Source organism: Paraburkholderia panacisoli, from assembly GCF_008369935.1.
In the GTDB taxonomy this organism is placed as follows: domain Bacteria; phylum Pseudomonadota; class Gammaproteobacteria; order Burkholderiales; family Burkholderiaceae; genus Paraburkholderia; species Paraburkholderia panacisoli.
Genome location: NZ_VTUZ01000010.1, coordinates 67,094 through 86,975, shown reverse-complemented (window position 1 = coordinate 86,975; position 19,882 = coordinate 67,094). Strand labels below are relative to the sequence as shown.

The following is a 19,882-nucleotide window of genomic DNA, read 5'->3' as shown; positions in this document are numbered from 1 at the left end:
ACGCGATACAACGATGACATCGACGCTATATCGTTCGCAGTCAGTCTTCTGGACTACGGAGCGATTAGCGAAGAGCGGTGATTTCATTTGCCAGAATGTTCGGCGGCCTCGATCTGGCGGATGAACTTGCCCATGCCGAGAAATGTTCTCTGGCCGATGCCACGCAGTTCTGAATGCTCGTCACGAAGCCAACGCCCGTCGCTACGCCTGCTCCACCTCGACGACAACTTTGACACGCGCAGTGCCGCTCGAAACGAGCTCGTAGGCCTGTTCCGCCGTATGTAAGTCGAACCGCCTCGGATCGACCACGGGTGCTAGATTGCCGCTTTCTACAAGACGTGTCGCTGCGCGCATCATCTCGCCATGGTGCGAGCGGCAGTGACCTGTCAGCAACGGATAAAGCGTGAAGATGCCGGAATAGGCAGCTTCGCGAAATGACAGCGGTGCGAGTGCGTGCGTACCCCAGCCGAGCGCACTGACCACGTGCCCGAAGTGCTTGACGGCGGCGAACGACGCATCGAGCGTTGCACCGCCCACCGTATCGACGACCAGATCGAATCCTTCACCATCGGTATACGCCGCCACGTATTGCTCGACCGTTTGTGCGCGGTAGTCGATCGGTGTTGCGCCGAGCTGCCGCACCAGCTCAGCGTGATGGGCGCTCGCGGTGGCATAGACTTCGGCGCCGAGTGCATGCGCCAGTTGCACGGCGATGTGGCCGACTCCGCCCGAGCCGCCCTGCACCAGCACTTTCGCATCGGCTTGCAGTCGTGCGCGATCGACGATGCCCGCATACGACGTGGCGAACGCGAGCGGCAATGAAGCGGCTTCGCGCATCGACAGATTGCGCGGCACGTGAGCGAGCAGATCGGCATCGACCGCGGCATATTCCGCCAGTGACCCCTGAATGCCGCCGACACCACCGGTCATGCCGTAGACCTTGTCGCCGACAGAGAGTCCGGTGACTCCGGCGCCGAGTGCCGTCACGGTGCCGGCCAGGTCGATACCGAGTACCAGCGGCAGCGGGTGCTTCGCGTGCGCTGCGGCGCCCGCGCGAATCTTGGTGTCGAGCGGGTTGAGTCCGCTTGCGGCGATGCGCACCAGCACCTGCCCGGCAGCAGGTTCAGGGCAGGGCAGCGTCGAGTACTCCAGCGGACTGTCGTAGCGGCTAAGTATCAAAGCGTGCATGGGCATGAAGGTCTCTTGCTCCTCGTACCGTGGCTTGAGCGCGTCGAATCGCGAGGGATCCTCGTTTCAAGGCCTTAGCGCGCAGCGGCGTCCACCAGGGCGGCCACGCCACTGACCGGCGTCATCAAATCATCCGGAAGACCATGACGCTGGCGAAGATACTCGATCGAGTTGAACGACAGCCACGTATGACCATTCGCGTCTTCCCAGACGAGCACCTTGAGCGGAAGGTCCAGCGCAGCGGTTGGCGTCCTTTGCATCAAAGGCGTACCCGCCTTGGGATTGCCGAAGATCACCAGTTGACTGAACCGTAGCTCGAGCCCGGCTCGCCCGGCGTCGCCGCTGAAATCGATGCAAGTGAAAACCGTCAGCCCCCGTTCCCGCAGCAGCGCCTGGAGCTTGTCGATCGTCGCGGCGCCGGAGTGCGCGCTCGCAACAGTGACGATGCCAGTACCGGCGCTCTGTGCAATCGAAGCGGTGGCCATGATGTCTCCTATGCGGACGGTACGCCCTGGCAGCGTTCGAAGCGGCCTCGACGAAGCGGATCAGATCAGTTTAGGCGTTCCCGGGAGTAGCGGGGTTGACTGTGTGGTGGTGGGAACCGTTACCACGCGTACTTCGTACTTCCATGCGATGTTTCTCGAGAGCCACCGTCAGATGTTGCCGGGGTCGGGGCGGACGAATTCGGTCGAGGTATGAACCTTCCCGTTGCTGAACCATCGGCGTGCGGTATATCGACTAACAACTGGGAAGATCAAGGGCAGCTTAACGCGAAGACTCTGAGAAGCATCGTCGATGCGAGAGCGATATCGCCATGCTCCGTTTCGACGTCGGCTGACAAGTGGGTAGCTGTTATTGAAATGAAAAAATAGCCTTGAAATGGAACATCCAATGCTTAAGAAAGCCTTAAGTACTACGCGATGTTCTGTGAATTTTTTGAGGCATGAGAGAAGAGTTTGTTGCGTCAGCGAATCGAAAGTTCTAATTCATCTGGAGGACTTAATTTCATTGCACATTCAGCCTCGATTACAGAATATTTCTGTGACCACTCTAAAAAGGACAGGAAATGAAGGCGATCAGGAGATGGATGTGCGTACAAAGAACGATTGGCGCCAGCGTTGCGATGCTCGCTGCGCTGCATGCAGCAGGCGCGGTGGCGGGCGATTCCGGCGAACATGGGCGTGAGCATGAACATGAGCATGAGCCGGTGAAACATGTGCTGCTGCTCAGCTTCGATGGCTTGCATGAACAGGACGTCGCACGCTGTATCGGTTCTAATTCGTGTCCTAATCTCGCGTTGCTGGCGAAGTCGGGTATGAATTACACGAATGCATATACGCCCGGTCTGTCCGATTCCTTCCCCGGCCTGGCTGCATTGGTGACGGGCGGTTCGCCGAAATCAGCCGGTCTGTTCTACGACGTGTCCTATGATCGAACGCTCTACGCGCCTTCCGATACCGGTTGCACGGGGAAACAAGGTTGGAACGTCGTATTCGACGAGACGACCGGCGTCGATGGCGAGAACGGCGGCGCGCTGACGCATCTCGACGGCGGCGGCGCTTTCAACCCGCAGGCTATTCCTCACGCATTGATCAAAGGCGTCTGCCAGCCTGTCTATCCTCACAACTACATCAAGACCAATACCGTCTTCGAGGTCGTTAAAAAGCACAAACGGGACGCACGGACCGCATGGGCCGACAAGCACGCATGGGGCTACGATTGGCTCAACGGGCCATCGGGTATAGGCGTCGACGATCTTTCGCGCACGGAAATCAATTCGATCGATCCTGCGACCAAGACCAATTACACCGACGTCTACACGCATACGGAAATATTCGATAACTTCCATGTGCAGTCGCTGATCGCCGAGATTGATGGCAGGGACTCGACGGGCAAGTTGCGCGCCGATGTGCCCACGCTGTTCGGCACTAACTTCCAGACGCTGAGCGTAGCCCAGAAGGCCACGGTCGACACGGGTGGTGGCTATCTGGATGCGAGTTTCACGCCGGGCCCGCAGGTTGCCGGCGCGATAGCCTATCTCGACGATGCTTTGGGCCGTATCGTGTCCGAACTCAAGCAGCGTGGGCTCTATTCGTCCACCGCGATCATAGTCACGGCCAAACATGGCCAGTCGCCTACCGATCACTCGAAGCTCGTGAAGAACGGCGACACGCTCTCCAAACTGCTGGAAGCCAACAACTATCTGGACCCGAATGGAAACTTCGGGCAGAACGCGACCACGAGCGGCAATCTGAACGACGGCACGGGTCTCGTCGATACCGGCATGGTCCAGTCGGACGACGTCGGGCTAGTCTGGTTGCGTGATCAAAGTCAGTTGGCGGCAGTTGTCAAGACGTTGAAAGGCAACCTCGGTTGCAATGCGCCGGGCATCTGCGCAGATGGTCCGCAGGCGTATATCCTGTACGGTCCTCAGATTGCAGCGCGCTTCGGCGATCCGGCGCTTGGCCGCACGCCCGATATCATCGTGCAGCCGAATCCGGGTGTCATCTATACGTCGAGCACATCCAAAGACGAAGAGCACGGCGGTAACGCCCCAGACGACAGTCATCTCGGTCTCGTGGTCTCCGTTCCGGGCGCTCGTCGGGCGGGACAAACCATCGACGATCCCGTGCTGACGACACAGGTTGCACCGACTATCCTGCGCTTGCTTGATCTCAGGCCTGAACTGCTGCATTCGGTCGCAGTCGAGGGAACGCGTGCACTGCCGGGCTTCGAGCGCGAACGCTTTTAACCGCGGAAAGTCGTCTGTCGCGGCGACCTATCAAGTGCAGTAACTCGTGCGACGCAACCGCCCCGGAGTATTCGGCAGGCGGTTGCGTCGTCGGCGTAGGTCGTCGAGTCCGTTTTCTCTACAGCCCAATTCCTACGGGTTGCCAATCAAACAAATTGCTGACAGTCGCCACAACGCCGACAGCGGCTGACCCTGGCGCTTCCGGTGCATCATCGTCAAAGACAAACGATTAGCAGACTCTCATTCAGCTAAAGAGTCGACGTGGCAAGCGACTCCAATTTCGTCAATCACGCTGGAATATTCTCACCTGTCATCCGTTTACTGCACACGCTTCGCCCGCATTCGCGTTCGCCATCGGACGATCCAGTTCTCGTTGTGAATGACGCATGCCTCGTTCGCCGCGCACTCGCCGGCAACGGGTCTGCCTTTGCGTGGTTGACGTAATTCGCCCCACTGCTGCCGACGCTGCGCGACCCGCGTTCGAGTCGCAGGACTGCTGTGCTAGTGTCCGTTGCGCGGACACGGGCGAAATTCGCTTGCGGCGGCCGGCACGCGATGCGTGCAGCGACAACAGACGCGCCCGCCCCGCGGCATTCGTGGAGAGCGAAGTCATGAATCCCCTCATGCAAAGTCTTACTCCGAAGTTCGGCTGGCAACCGTGCCACCGCGCTGCCCGTGGAAAAGGCCGCGCGCTGAAACGCTTGCTGCTGACCACGCTATATGGCACCAGTCTCGCGCTTTCGTCAGCGGGCAGTGCGATTGCCGATGACCTCACGGCGCTGCTGCCGCCCTCGTTCGTCACCTCGTCGACGGTGCCCACCAACGGAGACCTCAATCCGTATGGCGTCGTGTTCGTGCCCGACGGTTTCCCCGGCTACGGCACGATCGCAGCAGGTGACCTGCTCGTGTCCAATTTCAACAACTCGCAGAGCGCCGGCAACCTTCAGGGCAAAGGCACCACCATCGTCAAGATCGTGCCGCGCGGCAACCCGGTCACGTTCTTCCAGGGTCCGGCGCGTCTCGGTCTGAGCACCGCGCTCGGTGTGCTCAGAGCCGGCTTCGTACTGGTCGGCAATGTACCGACCGTGAACGGTACGTCCCCAACGGCCGGCTCGCTGCTGGTGATCAATCGAAGTGGCAGGCAAATTGCGGAATGGATGCCCCAGGCGGCAAAGATCAACGGTCCCTGGGATCTGACGATCTTCGACGAGGGCGACCATGCGAAGGTATTTGTGTCCAACGTGCTGGATGGCACCGTCACGAGGCTCGACGTCAGCATCGACGACGACGGCGTCCATCTGAACCGCGCCACGAGGATCGCCTCCGACTACGCATTTCGCCCCGATCCATCAGCACTGGTCCTCGGACCCACGGGACTGGCCTACGATCCGCAACGCGATGTACTTTATGTTGCCTCGACCGCCGACAACGCGATCTTCGCCGTCTCCGGCGCGGGCAGCTCGCACCACGAAGGCGGCAAGGGCGTGCTGATCTACGCGGACAACGCCCGTCTGCACGGCCCGCTCGGAATGGCCCTGGGCCCGAACGGCCATCTGTTCGCCGCGAACGGCGACGCGATCAACCCCGATCCGAAGCATCCGAGCGAAATCATCGAGTTTACGCCGCAAGGCCGCTTCGTCGCGCGGTTTTCCATCGACCCGGCAGTCGATGGTCCGTTTGGAATCGCGTTTGGGCAGCCGAAGCATGAATTCGTGCGCTTTGCGGCAGTCGACGACAACACGAACACCGTGACCGTCTGGCATCTGCCGTTCGAGAACGCGGGCCAATGAGGTGTAACGCTGCACGCGGCGCATCACGCAATCAAGGTGCGCGCGTGCAGTCTTTCTCTTTCATTTTCGCAAGGATCGGCAACCGCTTCGACGAGGTCATCGGCCTTAAGTTATTTAACGACCTACCCAATGATACTAACCCCGCCATCAACATAAACTGTATTCCCAGTCATCCTCCGCGCGTAGGGTGTAGCAAGAAACGCGCACGTATACCCCACGTCCATGATATCCACCAGTTCCCCGATCGGCGCGCGCGCGGCTGCTTCAGTGAGCAGCAGATCAAAGTCCTTCAGCCCCGACGCCGCGCGCGTCTTCAACGGACCCGGCGAGATCGGATGCACGCGAATACGCCTGGGCCCAAGCTCATGCGCCAGATAACGGCACGACGCTTCGAGCGCGGCCTTGACCGGCCCCATCAAGTCGTAATTGGGCACGACCCGCGCCGCGCCCAGATAGCTCATCGCGAACAGTGAGCCGCCTTCGTTCATCAGCGGCGCCGCGAGTCGCGCCATCCGGATGAACGAGTGACACGAGATGTCCATCGCCTGCGCGAAGCCTTCAGCGGAACTGTTGAGAAGGCCGCCTTGCAGATCGTTCTTTGGCGCGAACGCAATCGAATGGACGGCGACGTCGAGCCGTCCCCAGCGCTCGCGGATCGTATCGAATACGCTTTCGAGTTCGCCGGGCTTCGAGACGTCGAGCGGCAACAGCATCGACGCGCCGAGTTCTTCGGCGAGCGGTTCGACGTAGGCCTTTGCTTTGTCGTTCAGGTAGGTGATCGCGAGGTCCGCGCCCAGCTCGCGAAATGCGCGCGCGCACCCGTGGGCGATCGAATGTTCATTGGCAATTCCGACGATCAACACCTTGCGTTCCGAGAACGGCTGCGCCGAAAGCTTATCCATGCTCATCCCTCCAGTCGTTCGAGCGTATGCCGGGCAATCATCAGTTCTTCGTTCGTCGGGATGACCCACACCTCGACTGCGCTTTGCGTATCGTTGATGCGCGGTCCATGTCGAGCGTTCGCGCTCGCGTCCAGCGACACGCCGAGCCACGCTGCCAGGCGGCACACGCGCTCGCGCACGGGCGGCGCATATTCGCCGATGCCCGCGGTGAACACGATCGCATCGAGCCCGCCGAGCGCGGCCGCCAGCGAACCGAGTTCGCGCGAGATCCGGTAGCAGAACAGGTCGACCGCTTCGGCGGCGGCCGGCGCGTGGCTGGCGAGCAGCGTGCGCATGTCGCTCGAAATGCCGGACACGCCGAGCAGTCCCGAGCGCTTGTAGAGCAGCGAGCCGATCGCGCGAGCATCCATATGCGCTTCCTCGATCATCCACAACACCACGCCCGGATCGAGACTGCCACAGCGCGTGCCCATCACGAGCCCTTCGACGGCCGTGAATCCCATCGTGCTCGCCATGCTCCGGCTGCCGTCCATGGCGGTCATGCTCGCGCCGTTACCAAGATGCAGCACCACGGTTTTGCCGCGCGCGGCCCGCTCGCTGTATTGCGGCAGCGCACTTGCAATGTACTCGTACGACAGGCCGTGAAACCCGTAACGCCGCACGCCGTGGCTCGTGATGTCGGGCGGCAGCGCATAGCGGGTCGCGATTGTCGGTTGCGTGTGGTGGAACGCGGTGTCGAAGCAGGCGATTTGCGGAACCTGAGAATTGCGCGCCGCGATCGAATGAATCGCCGCAAGGTTGTGCGGCTGATGCAGCGGCGCCAGCGGAACGAGCGCCTCGAGCGCGTCCAACACCTCGGCATCGACGCGCACCGGCTCGAAATAGCGCTCGCCGCCATGCACGACACGATGCCCGACGGCCAGCAAGGTCGCGCCGCCCGCATGCGCGCGCAGCCAGTCGAGCAGAAACGCGATCGCATCGTCGTGGCCGAGCAGTTCTCCCGCAGGCCAGCGCCGCTCTTCGATCACTTCGCCGTTTTGCCGCTTTACCTGCAAACGCGGCGTGGTGTACAGCTCTTCGAGCTTGCCGCCCGCGATCGGCTCGAGCGTGCCGCCGCTCACCGAGAACGCATGAAACTTGATACTCGACGAGCCGGAATTGATGACGAGAATGACGTCCATGCCGGCACCCTTACGCGATGACCGCGGCAAGCCTCTCGCGCCGCGCAAGCGCGACCAGCGAAGCTACCGCGCAGGACGCGAGCCGCGTTATCACCGAGTCGGCGCGGCTCGTCAGAATGATCGGCACCTTCGCGCCGAGCACGATGCCCGCGGCATCCGCGCCCGCGAGAAACGACAGGCTCTTCGCGAGCAGGTTGCCCGCTTCGAGGTCCGGCACCACCAGGATGTTCGCCTGCCCCGCGACCGGCGACTCGATGCCTTTGATCTTTGCGGCCTCCATGCTGATGGCGTTGTCGAGTGCGAGCGGCCCGTCGAGAATGCCGCCGGTGATCTGGTGCCGGTCGGCCATCTTGCACAGCGCGGCCGCGTCCAGGGTCGACGGGACCTTGGAGTTGATCGTCTCCATCGCCGAGAGAATCGCGACGCGCGCGACCGGAAAGCGCATCGCGTGCGCCAGGTCGATCGCGTTCTGCACGATGTCGCGCTTCTCGTCGAGCGTCGGCGAGATGTTGACGGCCGCATCGGTGATGATGAGCGGCTCCTCGTGGCCCGGCACATCCATCACGAAGCAATGGCTGACGCGGCGCGCGGTGCGCAGGCCCGTGGCGCGCGAGACCACTTCGGCCATCAGTTCGTCGGTGTGCAGCGAGCCCTTCATCAGTGCCTGCGCCTGGCCTTCGTGCACCAGTCGCACGGCGGCGGCCGCGGCCGCGTGGCTGTGCGGCGCGTCGACGATGGGCAGATCGCCAAGGTCGAGGTTGCTTTCCCGCGCCGCCGCCATGATCTTCGCGCGCGGCCCGACGAGGATCGGCGCAATCAGCCCAAGCCGGGTCGCCTCGATGACCGCCGACAGCGAATCGTAATCGACCGGATGCGCGACGGCGGTCGGCGTGGGCGGCAGCGTGGCCGCAAACGCAATGAGTCGCTCGTACTTCTCGCGGTGATGTTCCATATGCTAGACCCTCGATGGCTCACAACGTGGGTGGATAGGCAGACATGAAATGACGCGCGTTATTCGACCTTCTGATGAACCTCGTTTCGCTGAGTCGTTTTCGCTTTCTCCTCGGATTTGAAAATCGCCAGCACGCGATCGAGATCGGCGCGTTCGTGCTCATCGAGGGCGAGCGTCGCAGAGAGCTTCTCCAGGTGGCGTGCGGCGGAGCGTACCTGGGCCGGCGGCACGCCTTTCAGCAAGGCGGGCAGCGCGTCGATAGCGGCGTCGCTGTCGAAGCGCAGCAATGTGGCCTGCTCGCGGACCACCTCTTTGAAAGCCAGAATGCCGCGATCGGATAACGTGCCGAGCATCGCTCGCGCGAGATTGAAGCGCCGCTCGTCGGCTTCGCCGTGCGTGCGGCGCACGAACAGCAACGCGCGCACGCTCGCCTCGGCCAGACCGCCCGCCGTCATGGCCGCGCGCAGGCGTTCGTGCTCGGCAGCGACCGCCGCGTCGCGTTCCCGTTCTTGTGCAGCGTCCGGCGGCGTCACCGGGGCGGACTCTTGATTGCCGAGCGGGGCGGGAAGGCCGGCCATCGCCTGCAGCCACGGCGCGCCGTAGAGGGTCTCGAACATCTGCTCGACCGCGGCATCGCGCATATCACGGTAGTAATCGAGCGACGCTTCGATCGCGTTCGACATGGCCGTCTGCATCTGCAAGAACGGATTGTCGGCGGGGACGCTCTTGCGCTCCTGCTTCACGTTCTGCGCCAGTTGGGCGACGTTCGCCGCGAGCGGATTGCGGTCGGACCACCACTCATAGGGCACGCGCAGCGGGTGGAGCCGGCTCGTCAGATCGGCGGCCCAAGGTGCCGCGCAAGCGTGCATCCACGGTTGCATGAAGCTGCGGTACAGGCCGAGATTGACGTTGGACACGTAAGCCGCCGTCGCGAAGCGACGGTCGCTTGCCGGGTCGGGCTGCACGATCGCGCGCACATCGTCGAGGCTGCGCCGCGTGATGGCCAGCACATGCTCGCCTGCGACGAGTTCCGCGTGCGGGGTGGCGGTGGTCTTCTTTCCCATTTGGGCTTCATACAGACCTGACGGAAGCAGATCGATCAGATCGACATTGCTGACGAACTCGCGATGCTCCTTGCGCCCCGTGCTGCTGGACACAAAAATGCCGAGGTGCCCGATGCTGTCGTGCGTCGCGTACACGATCGTCTGATCATGGGCGCGCAGATCGGCGTCGTCGCGATACAGGTCGGTGATCCAGCCGAGCGCTTGCGGCGGCGGCGTGATGTTGTCGCCGTATGAGCAGAACACCACGATCGGCGAACGGATATTGCGCAGATCGAGGCGAACCCCGTCCGCTGTCACAATTTCGCCTTGAACGAGCCGGTTGCCGACAAACAGGTTATCGACGATGTACTGCATTTCGGCCGCGTTCAGAAACACGTGGCCGCCCCAGTACTTCTCGAAGCCCAGATAGCGCTGCGCCTCGGTGTCGATGTTCGCGTAGAGGTTGTACTGCTTGGTCCACAACGTGTTGGCCGGGTTCATGTTCTCGAAGTTCTGCACCAGCCACGCACCGTCGAAGCGGCCGGCGCCGAGGTCGCCGGTGAGCGCGGTCAGCCACGAACCGCCCAGCAGTCCGCCGGAATAGCGCATCGGATTCTTGCCGCGCCAGCCGGCCCAATACGACACCGGCGCGCCGGCCACGATGATCGGTCCGAACAGGTCCGGACGCATCGCGGCCGTCATCAGCACTTGCCAGCCGGCCTGGCAATTGCCGATCACGGCGGGCTTGCCCGGGCTGTCCGGATGTAATTCGATGACTTTTTCAAGGAACGTCGCTTCGGCGCGCATCACGTCTTCGACCGTTTGGCCCGGCACCGGGTCGGGCAGGAAGCCGACGAAATAGCACGTGTGTCCGGCGCGCAATGCGGCGCCGATCTCGCTGTCGCGCTTGAATCCGCCGATGCCGGGTCCGTGCCCCGCGCGCGGATCGAACACGACGAATGGGCGCAGGCGGCCGGGATCGTGCGCGCTGACGGCGTCGCGGTCGGGCTTGAGGTCGTCGGGGGCGACGATACGCACGAGGCCATAGTTGACCGGCCGCGGCAACGTTCTTCCGTCGACGATCAGCTCGACGCCGAAGTCGAGCACGTTCGGCGTGCGTTCTTGCAGGTGGGCCTGATACTGGTTGCCGCGCTCGCGCATCACGTCGGCGAACAGTACGCCGCGTTGCCAGGCATCGATGGAGTACTCGACGGCGGCCTGCACGAACGGCAAGCCATAGGGAGCGGCAGGGGCGCTAAAGTCAGGCGAGGCGGGTAGCGGTTGTGACTGGGTCATGTTCGCTTCGAACTCCCTCAGGTAGTCGGCCCGGCCCCGAGGCATCCACGTTTGCGGTTTTACGCAACTGGTGTGGAACTGGGCGAGACCTGGCGCGCTCTGTCAAAGGCGCGGCTTTCACCAGGATCAGCGATACAACGGATAGCACGGCCAGGCGGCTTGTCACATGCGTGACACGGAGTCGCAACCGCATGTGTTGCACCGCATCAACCAAATCAGTTTAGACGGTGAAGTTTCGACTGGCAAACCGGAATTGATTTCCGAGCGCGCAGCGCGTGCGCCGCGGGTCCGCTTGCCGCGTCGCATGGACCTGACGCAGCCGCGTTACGCGGGAACCGGCGGCAGCGTATTCGCGTTCCGCTTGAAGCGATCTACGAGAAAGTCGATGAATGCCCGCGCGCGCGCCGATTGGTTGCGTTTGTTCGGATAATAGACAAACAGGTCGGCTGATGGCTGCGCGAACTCGGGAAGAACGACCCGCAAGCGTCCGCTTTCCAGATACTTCGCGAGATCCCATTCCGATCGCACGAGAATGCCGTGACCGTCGAGCGCCCAGCCGAGCACGATGTCGCCGTCGTTGCTCGACAGCATGCCGTGCACCTTCACCGCGTGTGCCTCGCCGTTCTGGACGAGACGCCAGATGCCGTACGCGTTGTCGTTCTGACGATGAACGATGCACTGATGATCCGCCAGATCCGCAAGCGTTCGAGGCGTGCCGTGCAGTTCGAGATAGCGCGGCGACGCGCACAGGAACCGGCGGTTCGACATCACCCGGCGCGCGTTGAGCCGCTTGTCCGGCAACTCGCCAAAGCGGATCGCCAGGTCTACACCGCTTTCGACCAGATCGATCGGCCTGTCCGTCACGTCTAATTGCACTTCGACGTGCGGGTAGCGCTTCGCGAACTCGGAGACGAGCGGCGCGATCGTGGTGCGCCCGAATCCCAGCGTCGCATTGATCCGCAGCAGCCCTCTAGGCACCGACCGGCTGGATGAAACGACTTCCTCCATCTCCCGCACGTCGTTCAGGATGCGCGTCGCGTAGTCCAGATAGGTCTCGCCTTCGGCCGTCAGACTGATGCTGCGCGTCGTTCGGTTGACGAGCCGCACGCCCAGCCGCGCCTCCAGTTGCGCAAGCCGTTTGGTGGCGGCCGGCGGTGTGATGTCCATGTCGCGCGCGGCGGCGGACAGGTTGCCGTGCCGCGCAAGCAGCACAAAGAACTCCAGCTGGGACGACAGATCGCTTTTCACCTTGAGTTAATAAAGAAGTGACTTTAGGTGAATCATAACGCCGGTCCTCGCGCATAACCTACGCACTCCCACAGCCCGTTGCTTCGACAACCGGCCGTGCTACACGGAGACATCCCATGAGAATCGTTGAAATCCGCGAAAAGACCGTTCCGATCAGTTCCCCGATCCGCAATGCCTACATCGACTTCAGCAAGATGACGCTGAGTCTCGTCGCCGTGGTGACGGACGTGATACGCGACGGCCAGCCCGTCATCGGTTACGGCTTCAACTCCAACGGCCGCTACGGCCAGGGCAAGCTGATGCGCGAGCGCTTCATTCCGCGCATCCTCGAAGCCGATCCCTCGACGCTGGTCGACTCCACCGGCAACAACCTCGACCCGCACAAGATCTGGGCGACCATGTTCATGAACGAAAAGCCGGGCGGTCACGGCGAGCGTTCGGTAGCGATCGGCACGATCGACATGGCGATCTGGGATGCGGTCGCGAAGATCGAAGGCAAGCCGCTGTTCCAGTTGCTGGCCGATCGCTATGGCAACGGCCGACCCGAGCGCAAGGTTTTCGTCTATGCGGCGGGGGGCTATTACTACCCGGGCCAGGATCACGGCAAGCTGAAAGACGAAATGCGCAGCTATCTCGATCGTGGTTATACGGTCGTGAAGAAGAAGATCGGCGGGGCGTCGCTCGACGAAGATCTGCGCCGCATCGACTCGATTCTGAGCGTGCTCGGTGACGGGCAGCGACTTGCCGTCGATGCGAACGGCCGCTTCGATCTCGACACGGCCATCCAGTACGCGAAGGCATTGTCGCAATACGATCTGTTCTGGTACGAGGAGCCGGGCGACCCGCTCGATTTCGAACTGCAGGCGACCCTGCGCAATTACTACGACAAGCCGCTGGCCACCGGCGAGGACCTGTTCTCGATGCAGGACGCCCGTAACCTGATCCGCTACGGCGGCATGCGTCCGGATCGCGACTGGCTGCAATTCGACTGCGCGTTGAGCTACGGCCTCGTCGAGTATCTGCGCACGCTCGACATGCTGCATCAGCACGGCTGGTCGCCGAGCCGCTGCATTCCTCACGGCGGCCATCAGATGTCGCTGAACATCGCGGCCGGCCTGGGTCTGGGCGGCAACGAATCGTATCCGGATCTGTTCCAGCCGTATGGCGGCTTTCCGGATGGCGTGAAAGTGGACAACGGCTATATCACCATGCCCGACTTGCCGGGCATCGGCTTCGAAGGAAAAGCCGATCTGATTGCCGAGATGCGCAAGTTGTCCGCATAAGCGGCCGGCACCCGCGCGCCGGTCCGACGAATCGGCGCAGCACTAAAACAATAAAGAAAAACGCAGGCGAGATCCGGCCGTACTCGCGGCAGCGTGAGGCGCCGCCGCGAGCAGCCGGTCCGGACTTTAATGGAAGACGCCACGCATAGGAGACAGACATGCGGGTTGCAAAGATCGGAAAATATCTCACCAGACTCTATGTGCAGGTTCTAATCGGTATCGTGGCCGGTATTCTTGTCGGACACTTCTACCCGGATATCGGCTCGCAACTCAAACCGCTCGGCGACCTGTTCATCAAACTGATCAGGATGCTGCTCGCGCCGATCATCTTCGCGTCGGTGGTGGTCGGCATTGCGCGGATGAACGACCTGCACGAGGCGGGTCGAGTGGGCGTCAAGGCGGTGCTCTACTTCGAGGTCGCGTCGACGATCGCACTGATGATCGGTCTCGTGATCGTGGACGTGATCCGGCCCGGCAGCGGCATGAACATCGACCCCGCGCATATCGACAGTTCGGCGATTGCCAGCTATACCCACGCCGCGCAGCAACACGGCATGCTCGATTTCTTCATGAGCATCGTGCCGAACAGCATCGTCGGAGCGTTTGCGAACGGCGAGATTCTGCCCATCATTTTCTTTTCGGTTCTTCTCGCGGTTGCTCTCGCCAGGCTGGGGCCGCGCACGGCGCCGTTCGTCGATATGCTCGACATGTTTTTGCAGGGCATGTTCGGCGTGGTGCGTATCGTGATGTACGTGGCACCGATCGGCGCGTTCGGCGGCATGGCCTTCACGATCGCCAGGTACGGCATCGGCACGCTGGCCTCGTTCGGTCAACTGATGCTGTGCCTCTACCTGACTTCGATTTTCTTCGTGGCCGTGGTGCTTGGACTGGTGATGCGGATGTGCGGACTGTCCTTGTGGAAGTACCTTCGCTACATCAAGGATGAAATCTTCATTACGCTCGGCACCGCGTCGACAGAAGCCGTGTTGCCGCAGATGCTCATCAAGATGGAACAGATCGGCTGCTCGCGGCCGGTGGTCGGCATGGTATTGCCGACCGGCTACACCTTCAATGCCGACGGAACCGCGATCTACCTGACGATGGCCGCGATGTTCGTCGCGCAGGCGATGAACATCCACCTGACGATCTGGGACCAGTTGCTGCTGCTCGGCGTTTTGCTGCTCACGTCGAAAGGCTCGGCGGGCGTGGCGGGGGCCGGCTTCGTCGCGCTCGCCGCGACGCTCGCCAGCATGCACAAGATCCCTGTGTCCGGACTGGTGTTGCTGTTGGGCGTCGATCGCTTTCTGAACGAAGCCCGTGCGGTGACCAATCTGATCGGCAACGGCGTTGCGACCATCGTGGTCGCGCGCTGGGAAGGGGCGCTCGATATGAGCAGGGCGCGCGCCGTGCTCGACCGGGAGTCGGCGGGAGGGATCGACGCACCGAGGTCTGCTGATCAGGAAGCGCAGGAGCGGCCAGTCGCCGCGAAGGAACCGCTGATCCGCTCAGGTATGCATTGACGTGGAGCAACGGCCACTGTCCCCATGTGACTCACAGCAGGGCGCTTGGTCATGGCGTCCTGCTCCTGCGCGCGTGTCCCGTGCGGTGACTTGCATTAACCCGTAAGGACCTTTTCCGATGGTCCTGTTCGCCCTGTAATAAACTTGCTTATGAAGAAGCAGCGCGGCTGTGTCCACAAGCGCTCCCTAAGCCTCGAAGGGTCAACAAACATGCCATATTTCGGAATCGGTCTTCACGTCATCATCGCAATCTGCTTTGCGGTGCACGCGGTCCGTACTAACCAGGGCCTGTATTGGCTGTTCATCCTGTTTGTTTTTCCGATGCTGGGCAGCGTGGTGTATTTGTTCGCCATCTACCTGCCGAGCCTGCGTCAATCGCGCGGCGCGCGCGCGGCCACGCAGGCCATCACGCAGTTCGTCGATCCCAATCGCGCGGTGCGCGAGGCGCGCGCTGAATTCGACCGCGCGCCCACCGTTCAGCACCGCATGCGGCTCGGCGAAGCGTTGCTCGCGGCTGGTAATGCCGGTGAAGCTCTCGAACACTATCAGGCTGCCGCGAACGGCCCGTTCGCGAACGACCCCGCGTTGCTGCTTGGCCTGGGGCGCGCGCAGTTCGCGATGGGCGACCCCGCGGCCGCCGACGCGACCCTGGCGAAACTCTTCGCGGCTCACCCGCAGGCCCGCAATCAAGGTGAACCGGCGCTACTGTATGCACGCACGCTTGCCGCGCTAGGGGCCGCCGGCACGCGCGCGGCGTTCGAGCAGTCGTTGACGTGCGCGAGTGACGTGGCCCCGCGCTGTCTGTTCGCGGACTGGCTGGCCGCGCAACCCGATGTGGCGGATCGCGAACGGGCCGACCTGCTGTACAGGGAAATCGTTCAGGATGCCAAACACTGGCCGCGCCACGCAAGGGACCATAACCGCGAATGGCTGCAGCGTGCGCAGGCTGCGCTGGCGACGGCGCCCGCGCGTCGATGAAGGAGGGTTCCGCCGGTTGAAGGCGCGTGCGGCTCATTCGAGCCGCTGCGACTTTTCTACGGAACGCGCCGTGTCGCGCCGATTTTTTTCTTCATCGCCGCGACGAACTTCTCGGTCACTGAAGGTAAAGTACACCCGCGCTTTTTGATCAGCGTAATGGGACGCACGAACGCCCGATCTGCGATGGGTCGCGCGACCAGCCCCGGTTCGGCGAGAACTTCGCGAGCCGAGCCTGGCAGAATCGTCACGCCCAGCCCGCCGCGCACCATCGCCACCGCGGTCATCATATAGGTCGGCTCGCACGCGATGTCGGGCGTATAGCCGCTGCTTGCAAACGCGGCGTCGACCACAGCCCTGACGCTCGTACCCGGCGCGGTCAATACCAGCGGCAAGCCGGCAAGATTTTCGAGCTTGACGTGCCGCCCGCGCGCCAACCGGTGCTCCTTCGGGCATACGACCACCAGACGGTCGACACCGGCGTGCAAAACTTCAAAATCCGTATCGGACAGATCGCCCCCCGTCAGCCCGATGTCGACTTCTTCGCTGCGCACCAACGTATTCACCATATCCGCGACGACATCGCGAATGTAAAAGCGCGCGCGCGGCACCTCGTTCTTCAGATCGTGGATCAACTCGGGCAACACGCTCGCAGCGAATGTCGGCAGGCACGCGACTCTCACCGTACCGCTCGTGCCGTCACCGAGCGCCCGCGCGTCGCTCAATACATGCTCCATGTCGTGAAGCGACTTTTGCAACACGGGCAGCAGCTCCCGGCCCGCGGGCGTCAATGCGACGTTCCTGCTGTTGCGATCCAGCAGGCGCACGCCGACCGTCTGTTCCAGACGGCGAATCTGCACCGTCAACGCGGGCTGCGAGAGATTCAGACGCGTCGCCGCGCGCGTGAAGCTGGCCGCGTGGGCCACGGCGATGAAAGCGCGAATATCGCGGAAGTTCAGATCCATTACGTTTTGTGATTGTTGCGATCAAATCATTTCAATTGATTTATTGTAGGCGTGAAATTACGCTGGGTCACATTAAAAAACACGTCGGAGACAAGCTCATGCTTCCATTGTTGGGGCTGGCCACCATCGTCGTCCTGCTCGGGGCGATCCTTTCGAAACGCATGTCGCCGCTCGTCGCGCTCATCATCGTGCCGATTGCGGCTTCGCTGGTTGGCGGCTTCGGGTTTCAGACAAGCAAGTTCGTGCTCGACGGACTGAAGAGTCTCGCGCCGGTCGTCGGCATGTTCGTGTTCGCGATCCTGTACTTTGGAACCATCACCGACGCGGGCACGCTGGACCCGATCATCGACCGGATACTGCGGGCAGTCGGCACGAAGCCGACTCGCATCGTGATGGGCACGACGCTGCTCGCGCTATTGATTCATCTGGACGGCTCGGGCGCGGTGTGCTTTCTGGTGACAATTCCAGCGATGTTGCCGCTCTACGACCGCCTGAAAATGGATCGGCGAGTACTGGCCGCCGCGGTGTCGATGGCGGCGGGCATCAACTTTCTGCCGTGGACCGGGCCGATGATCCGCGCGTCGGCGTCGCTGCATCTTCCTGTCTCGGCGCTGTTCAATCCGCTGATTCCCGTGCAGATTGTCGGACTGGTCTTTGTGTTCGGCATGGCATTCTGGCTCGGCCGGCGTGAAGAGAAGCGGCTCGGGTACTTCGGCGCGGACGGCGCGGTGCCGATGCCCCGGCGTGAACTCACCGCTGAAGAACAGGCGCTGCGCCGGCCGAAGAACTTCTGGTTCAACATCGTCCTGACCGTGGTGGTGCTCGGCACGATGGTCGTGCTGGGTGAGAAGGTGCCGCCGGCGATCATGTTCATGGTGGGCTTGTGCATCGCGTTGATGGTGAACTATCCGAACGTGGACATGCAGCGCAAGCGGATCGATGCACATGCGCGCGCCGCGCTGATGATGGCCGGCATTCTTCTCGCAGCGGGCGTTTTCACCGGCATCATGCAGGGCAGCGGCATGCTCAAGGCGATGGCGCAGGCCGCCGTCGGCTTCGTGCCGCAGGCGATGGCGAGCCACATTCCCATCGCGCTCGGTCTCGTTTCGATGCCGCTGAGCATGCTGTTCGACCCCGATTCGTTTTACTTCGGCGTGCTACCCGTGGTGGCCGAAGTCGCGGGACAACTCGGTGTGCCGGCGGTGCACGTCGGCCAGGCCGCGTTGCTCGGCCAGATGACCACGGGCTTTCCGGTGAGCCCGCTCACGCCCGCGACGTTTCTCGTCGTCGGCCTGTGTGGCATCGATCTCGCCGACCACCAGAAATTCACGTTCCCGCTGCTGTTCGGCGCGTCGATCGTCATGACGATCGCCTGCGTCGTGCTCGGCGTGTTTCCTCTGTGAAGCTTTTCCGAAAGGCGATATCCGTATGACGACAACTCAATCCCAACGCCGCGTGCGCATCGGCGCAGGCGCGGGTTATTCCGGCGACCGGATCGAACCCGCGGTCGAGCTGGCCGAATACGGCGCGCTCGACTATCTCGTGTTCGAATGCCTTGCCGAGCGCACGATCGCGCTCGCGCAGCAGAGCCGGCGCAAAGACCCGGAGCTCGGCTACGATCCGCTGCTGGAGGCCCGCATGAAAGCGGTGCTGCCGGTTGCGGCGCGTCACGGCGTGCGCATCATTTCCAACATGGGCGCGGCCAACCCCATCGCGGCCGCGCAAAGGACTGCCGCGATCGCGCGCGAACTCGGACTCGACGGGCTGAAGATCGCCGCCGTCACCGGCGATGACGTGCTCGACGTCGTGCGGCGAGGCGATTTCCATTTCGTGGAGTCGGCAGAAAGCGTCGCTTCGTTCAACGAGCGCATCGTGTCGGCCAACGCGTATCTGGGCGCCGCGCCGATTGTCGCCGCGCTCGCGGCCGGCGCGGATATCGTGCTGACGGGGCGCGTGGCGGACCCGTCGCTTTTCACGGCGCCGTTGATCCATGAGTTCGGCTGGAAAATGGACGACTGGAACACGCTAGGTCAAGCGACCGTGGTCGGGCATCTGCTCGAATGCGCGGGCCAGGTGACCGGGGGCTATTTCGCCGACCCGGGCTTCAAGGATGTGCAGCAGCTCGCGCGCCTCGGTTTTCCGATTGGCGAAGTCGGCGAGGACGGTTCCGTCATCGTCACGAAAGTGGCGCATGCGGGCGGCCGCGTGACCGAGGCGACCTGCAAGGAGCAATTGATCTACGAGATTCATGACCCGGCCAGATATTTGCAACCCGATGTGGTCGCTGACTTCACCGGTGTTCGCGTGACCGAAGAAGCGCCGGATCGCGTCCGTGTGAGCGGGGGGCGCGGCACGCCGCGCACCGATACGCTCAAGGTGTCGGTGGCCTACGCCGATGGCTACATCGGGGAAGGGCAGATATCGTACGCCGGTCCCGGCGCGGTGGAGCGAGGCCGGCTCGCACTCGATGTCGTCAGGCAAAGGCTGCAACTCACCGGCGTCGACACGAGCGAGCTGCGCTTCGATCTGATTGGCGTGAACGCTTTGCATGGCGATACTTTGGGCGCTTGCGATGCGCAGCCGTATGAAGTGCGCGCACGCGTGGCGGGACGTACGGCCTCGGTGGCGGAAGCCGTGAGAATCGGCAACGAAGTCGAAACGCTCTATACGAATGGTCCGGCCGGTGGCGGTGGCGTCACCAGGCTGACGCGAGAAGTGCTTGCGGTTCAATCCGTGCTGCTGCCACGCGTCGACGTCAATCCGGCATTCGAGTTCGTGGAGGCATGA

The 19,882-nt window shown here is 62.6% G+C and carries 15 protein-coding genes; 7 read left to right on the top strand and 8 right to left on the bottom strand.

The genetic code is table 11. The annotated features are described in order from the left end of the window. Nucleotides 1-201: 201 nt before the first annotated feature. Together FVF58_RS16810 and FVF58_RS16805 are read right to left on the bottom strand one after the other, a co-directional pair. On the bottom strand, nt 202-1,194 hold the full coding sequence (locus FVF58_RS16810; protein WP_149671002.1) for a zinc-dependent alcohol dehydrogenase family protein: 993 nt from the start codon (nt 1,192-1,194) through the stop codon (nt 202-204). 68 nt (nt 1,195-1,262) lie between these two features. Next, on the bottom strand, nt 1,263-1,673 hold the full coding sequence (locus FVF58_RS16805) for a DUF302 domain-containing protein (RefSeq protein ID WP_149671001.1): 411 nt from the start codon (nt 1,671-1,673) through the stop codon (nt 1,263-1,265). Nucleotides 1,674-2,311: 638 nt separating this feature from the next. On the opposite strand from FVF58_RS16805, the gene FVF58_RS16800 reads away from it, so the two are divergent. Continuing rightward, nucleotides 2,312-3,940 carry an alkaline phosphatase family protein gene (locus tag FVF58_RS16800; protein ID WP_246217096.1) on the top strand — a complete coding sequence of 543 codons (1,629 nt, stop codon included), beginning with the start codon at nt 2,312-2,314 and terminating at the stop codon, nt 3,938-3,940. Between the two features lie 611 nt (nt 3,941-4,551). Beyond that, nucleotides 4,552-5,730 carry an SMP-30/gluconolactonase/LRE family protein gene (locus tag FVF58_RS16795; RefSeq protein ID WP_246217087.1) on the top strand — a complete coding sequence of 393 codons (1,179 nt, stop codon included), beginning with the start codon at nt 4,552-4,554 and terminating at the stop codon, nt 5,728-5,730. Nucleotides 5,731-5,852: 122 nt separating this feature from the next. Here FVF58_RS16795 and fabI read toward each other — a convergent pair whose 3' ends face one another. From fabI to FVF58_RS16770, 5 genes are all read right to left on the bottom strand, one after another. Continuing rightward, nucleotides 5,853-6,632 (bottom strand): enoyl-ACP reductase FabI, encoded by a 780-nt coding sequence (gene fabI / locus FVF58_RS16790; RefSeq protein WP_149670999.1) that lies wholly within the window; start codon nt 6,630-6,632, stop codon nt 5,853-5,855. Between the two features lie 2 nt (nt 6,633-6,634). Beyond that, a complete protein-coding gene (locus FVF58_RS16785; protein WP_149670998.1) occupies nt 6,635-7,813 on the bottom strand; it encodes an acetate/propionate family kinase in 1,179 nt (392 codons plus the stop codon). A 10-nt stretch (nt 7,814-7,823) separates the two neighbouring features. Continuing rightward, nucleotides 7,824-8,765, bottom strand: coding sequence for a phosphate acetyltransferase (locus FVF58_RS16780; protein WP_149670997.1), 942 nt, complete (start codon nt 8,763-8,765; stop codon nt 7,824-7,826). 59 nt (nt 8,766-8,824) lie between these two features. After that, nucleotides 8,825-11,104 (bottom strand): DUF3141 domain-containing protein, encoded by a 2,280-nt coding sequence (locus FVF58_RS16775; RefSeq protein WP_149670996.1) that lies wholly within the window; start codon nt 11,102-11,104, stop codon nt 8,825-8,827. A gap of 324 nt (nt 11,105-11,428) precedes the next feature. Then, nucleotides 11,429-12,352 carry a LysR family transcriptional regulator gene (locus FVF58_RS16770; protein WP_149670995.1) on the bottom strand — a complete coding sequence of 308 codons (924 nt, stop codon included), beginning with the start codon at nt 12,350-12,352 and terminating at the stop codon, nt 11,429-11,431. 116 nt (nt 12,353-12,468) lie between these two features. Here FVF58_RS16770 and FVF58_RS16765 point away from each other — a divergent pair, with 116 nt between their 5' ends. From FVF58_RS16765 to FVF58_RS16755, 3 genes are all read left to right on the top strand, one after another. Continuing rightward, nucleotides 12,469-13,635, top strand: a complete 1,167-nt coding sequence (locus FVF58_RS16765; RefSeq protein ID WP_149670994.1) for a mandelate racemase/muconate lactonizing enzyme family protein — start codon at nt 12,469-12,471, stop codon at nt 13,633-13,635. 158 nt (nt 13,636-13,793) lie between these two features. Continuing rightward, nucleotides 13,794-15,155, top strand: coding sequence for a C4-dicarboxylate transporter DctA (gene dctA, locus FVF58_RS16760; RefSeq protein WP_149670993.1), 1,362 nt, complete (start codon nt 13,794-13,796; stop codon nt 15,153-15,155). 210 nt (nt 15,156-15,365) lie between these two features. Continuing rightward, a complete protein-coding gene (locus FVF58_RS16755) occupies nt 15,366-16,133 on the top strand; it encodes a tetratricopeptide repeat protein (protein WP_149670992.1) in 768 nt (255 codons plus the stop codon). A gap of 56 nt (nt 16,134-16,189) precedes the next feature. On the opposite strand, the gene FVF58_RS16750 is transcribed toward FVF58_RS16755, so the two are convergent. Continuing rightward, nucleotides 16,190-17,095, bottom strand: a complete 906-nt coding sequence (locus FVF58_RS16750; RefSeq protein WP_149670991.1) for a LysR family transcriptional regulator — start codon at nt 17,093-17,095, stop codon at nt 16,190-16,192. A gap of 98 nt (nt 17,096-17,193) precedes the next feature. Between FVF58_RS16750 and FVF58_RS16745 the strand changes: the two genes are divergently transcribed. Together FVF58_RS16745 and FVF58_RS16740 are read left to right on the top strand one after the other, a co-directional pair. Continuing rightward, nucleotides 17,194-18,498, top strand: a complete 1,305-nt coding sequence (locus FVF58_RS16745; protein WP_149670990.1) for a CitMHS family transporter — start codon at nt 17,194-17,196, stop codon at nt 18,496-18,498. 25 nt (nt 18,499-18,523) lie between these two features. Then, nucleotides 18,524-19,882 carry an acyclic terpene utilization AtuA family protein gene (locus tag FVF58_RS16740; RefSeq protein ID WP_149670989.1) on the top strand — a complete coding sequence of 453 codons (1,359 nt, stop codon included), beginning with the start codon at nt 18,524-18,526 and terminating at the stop codon, nt 19,880-19,882.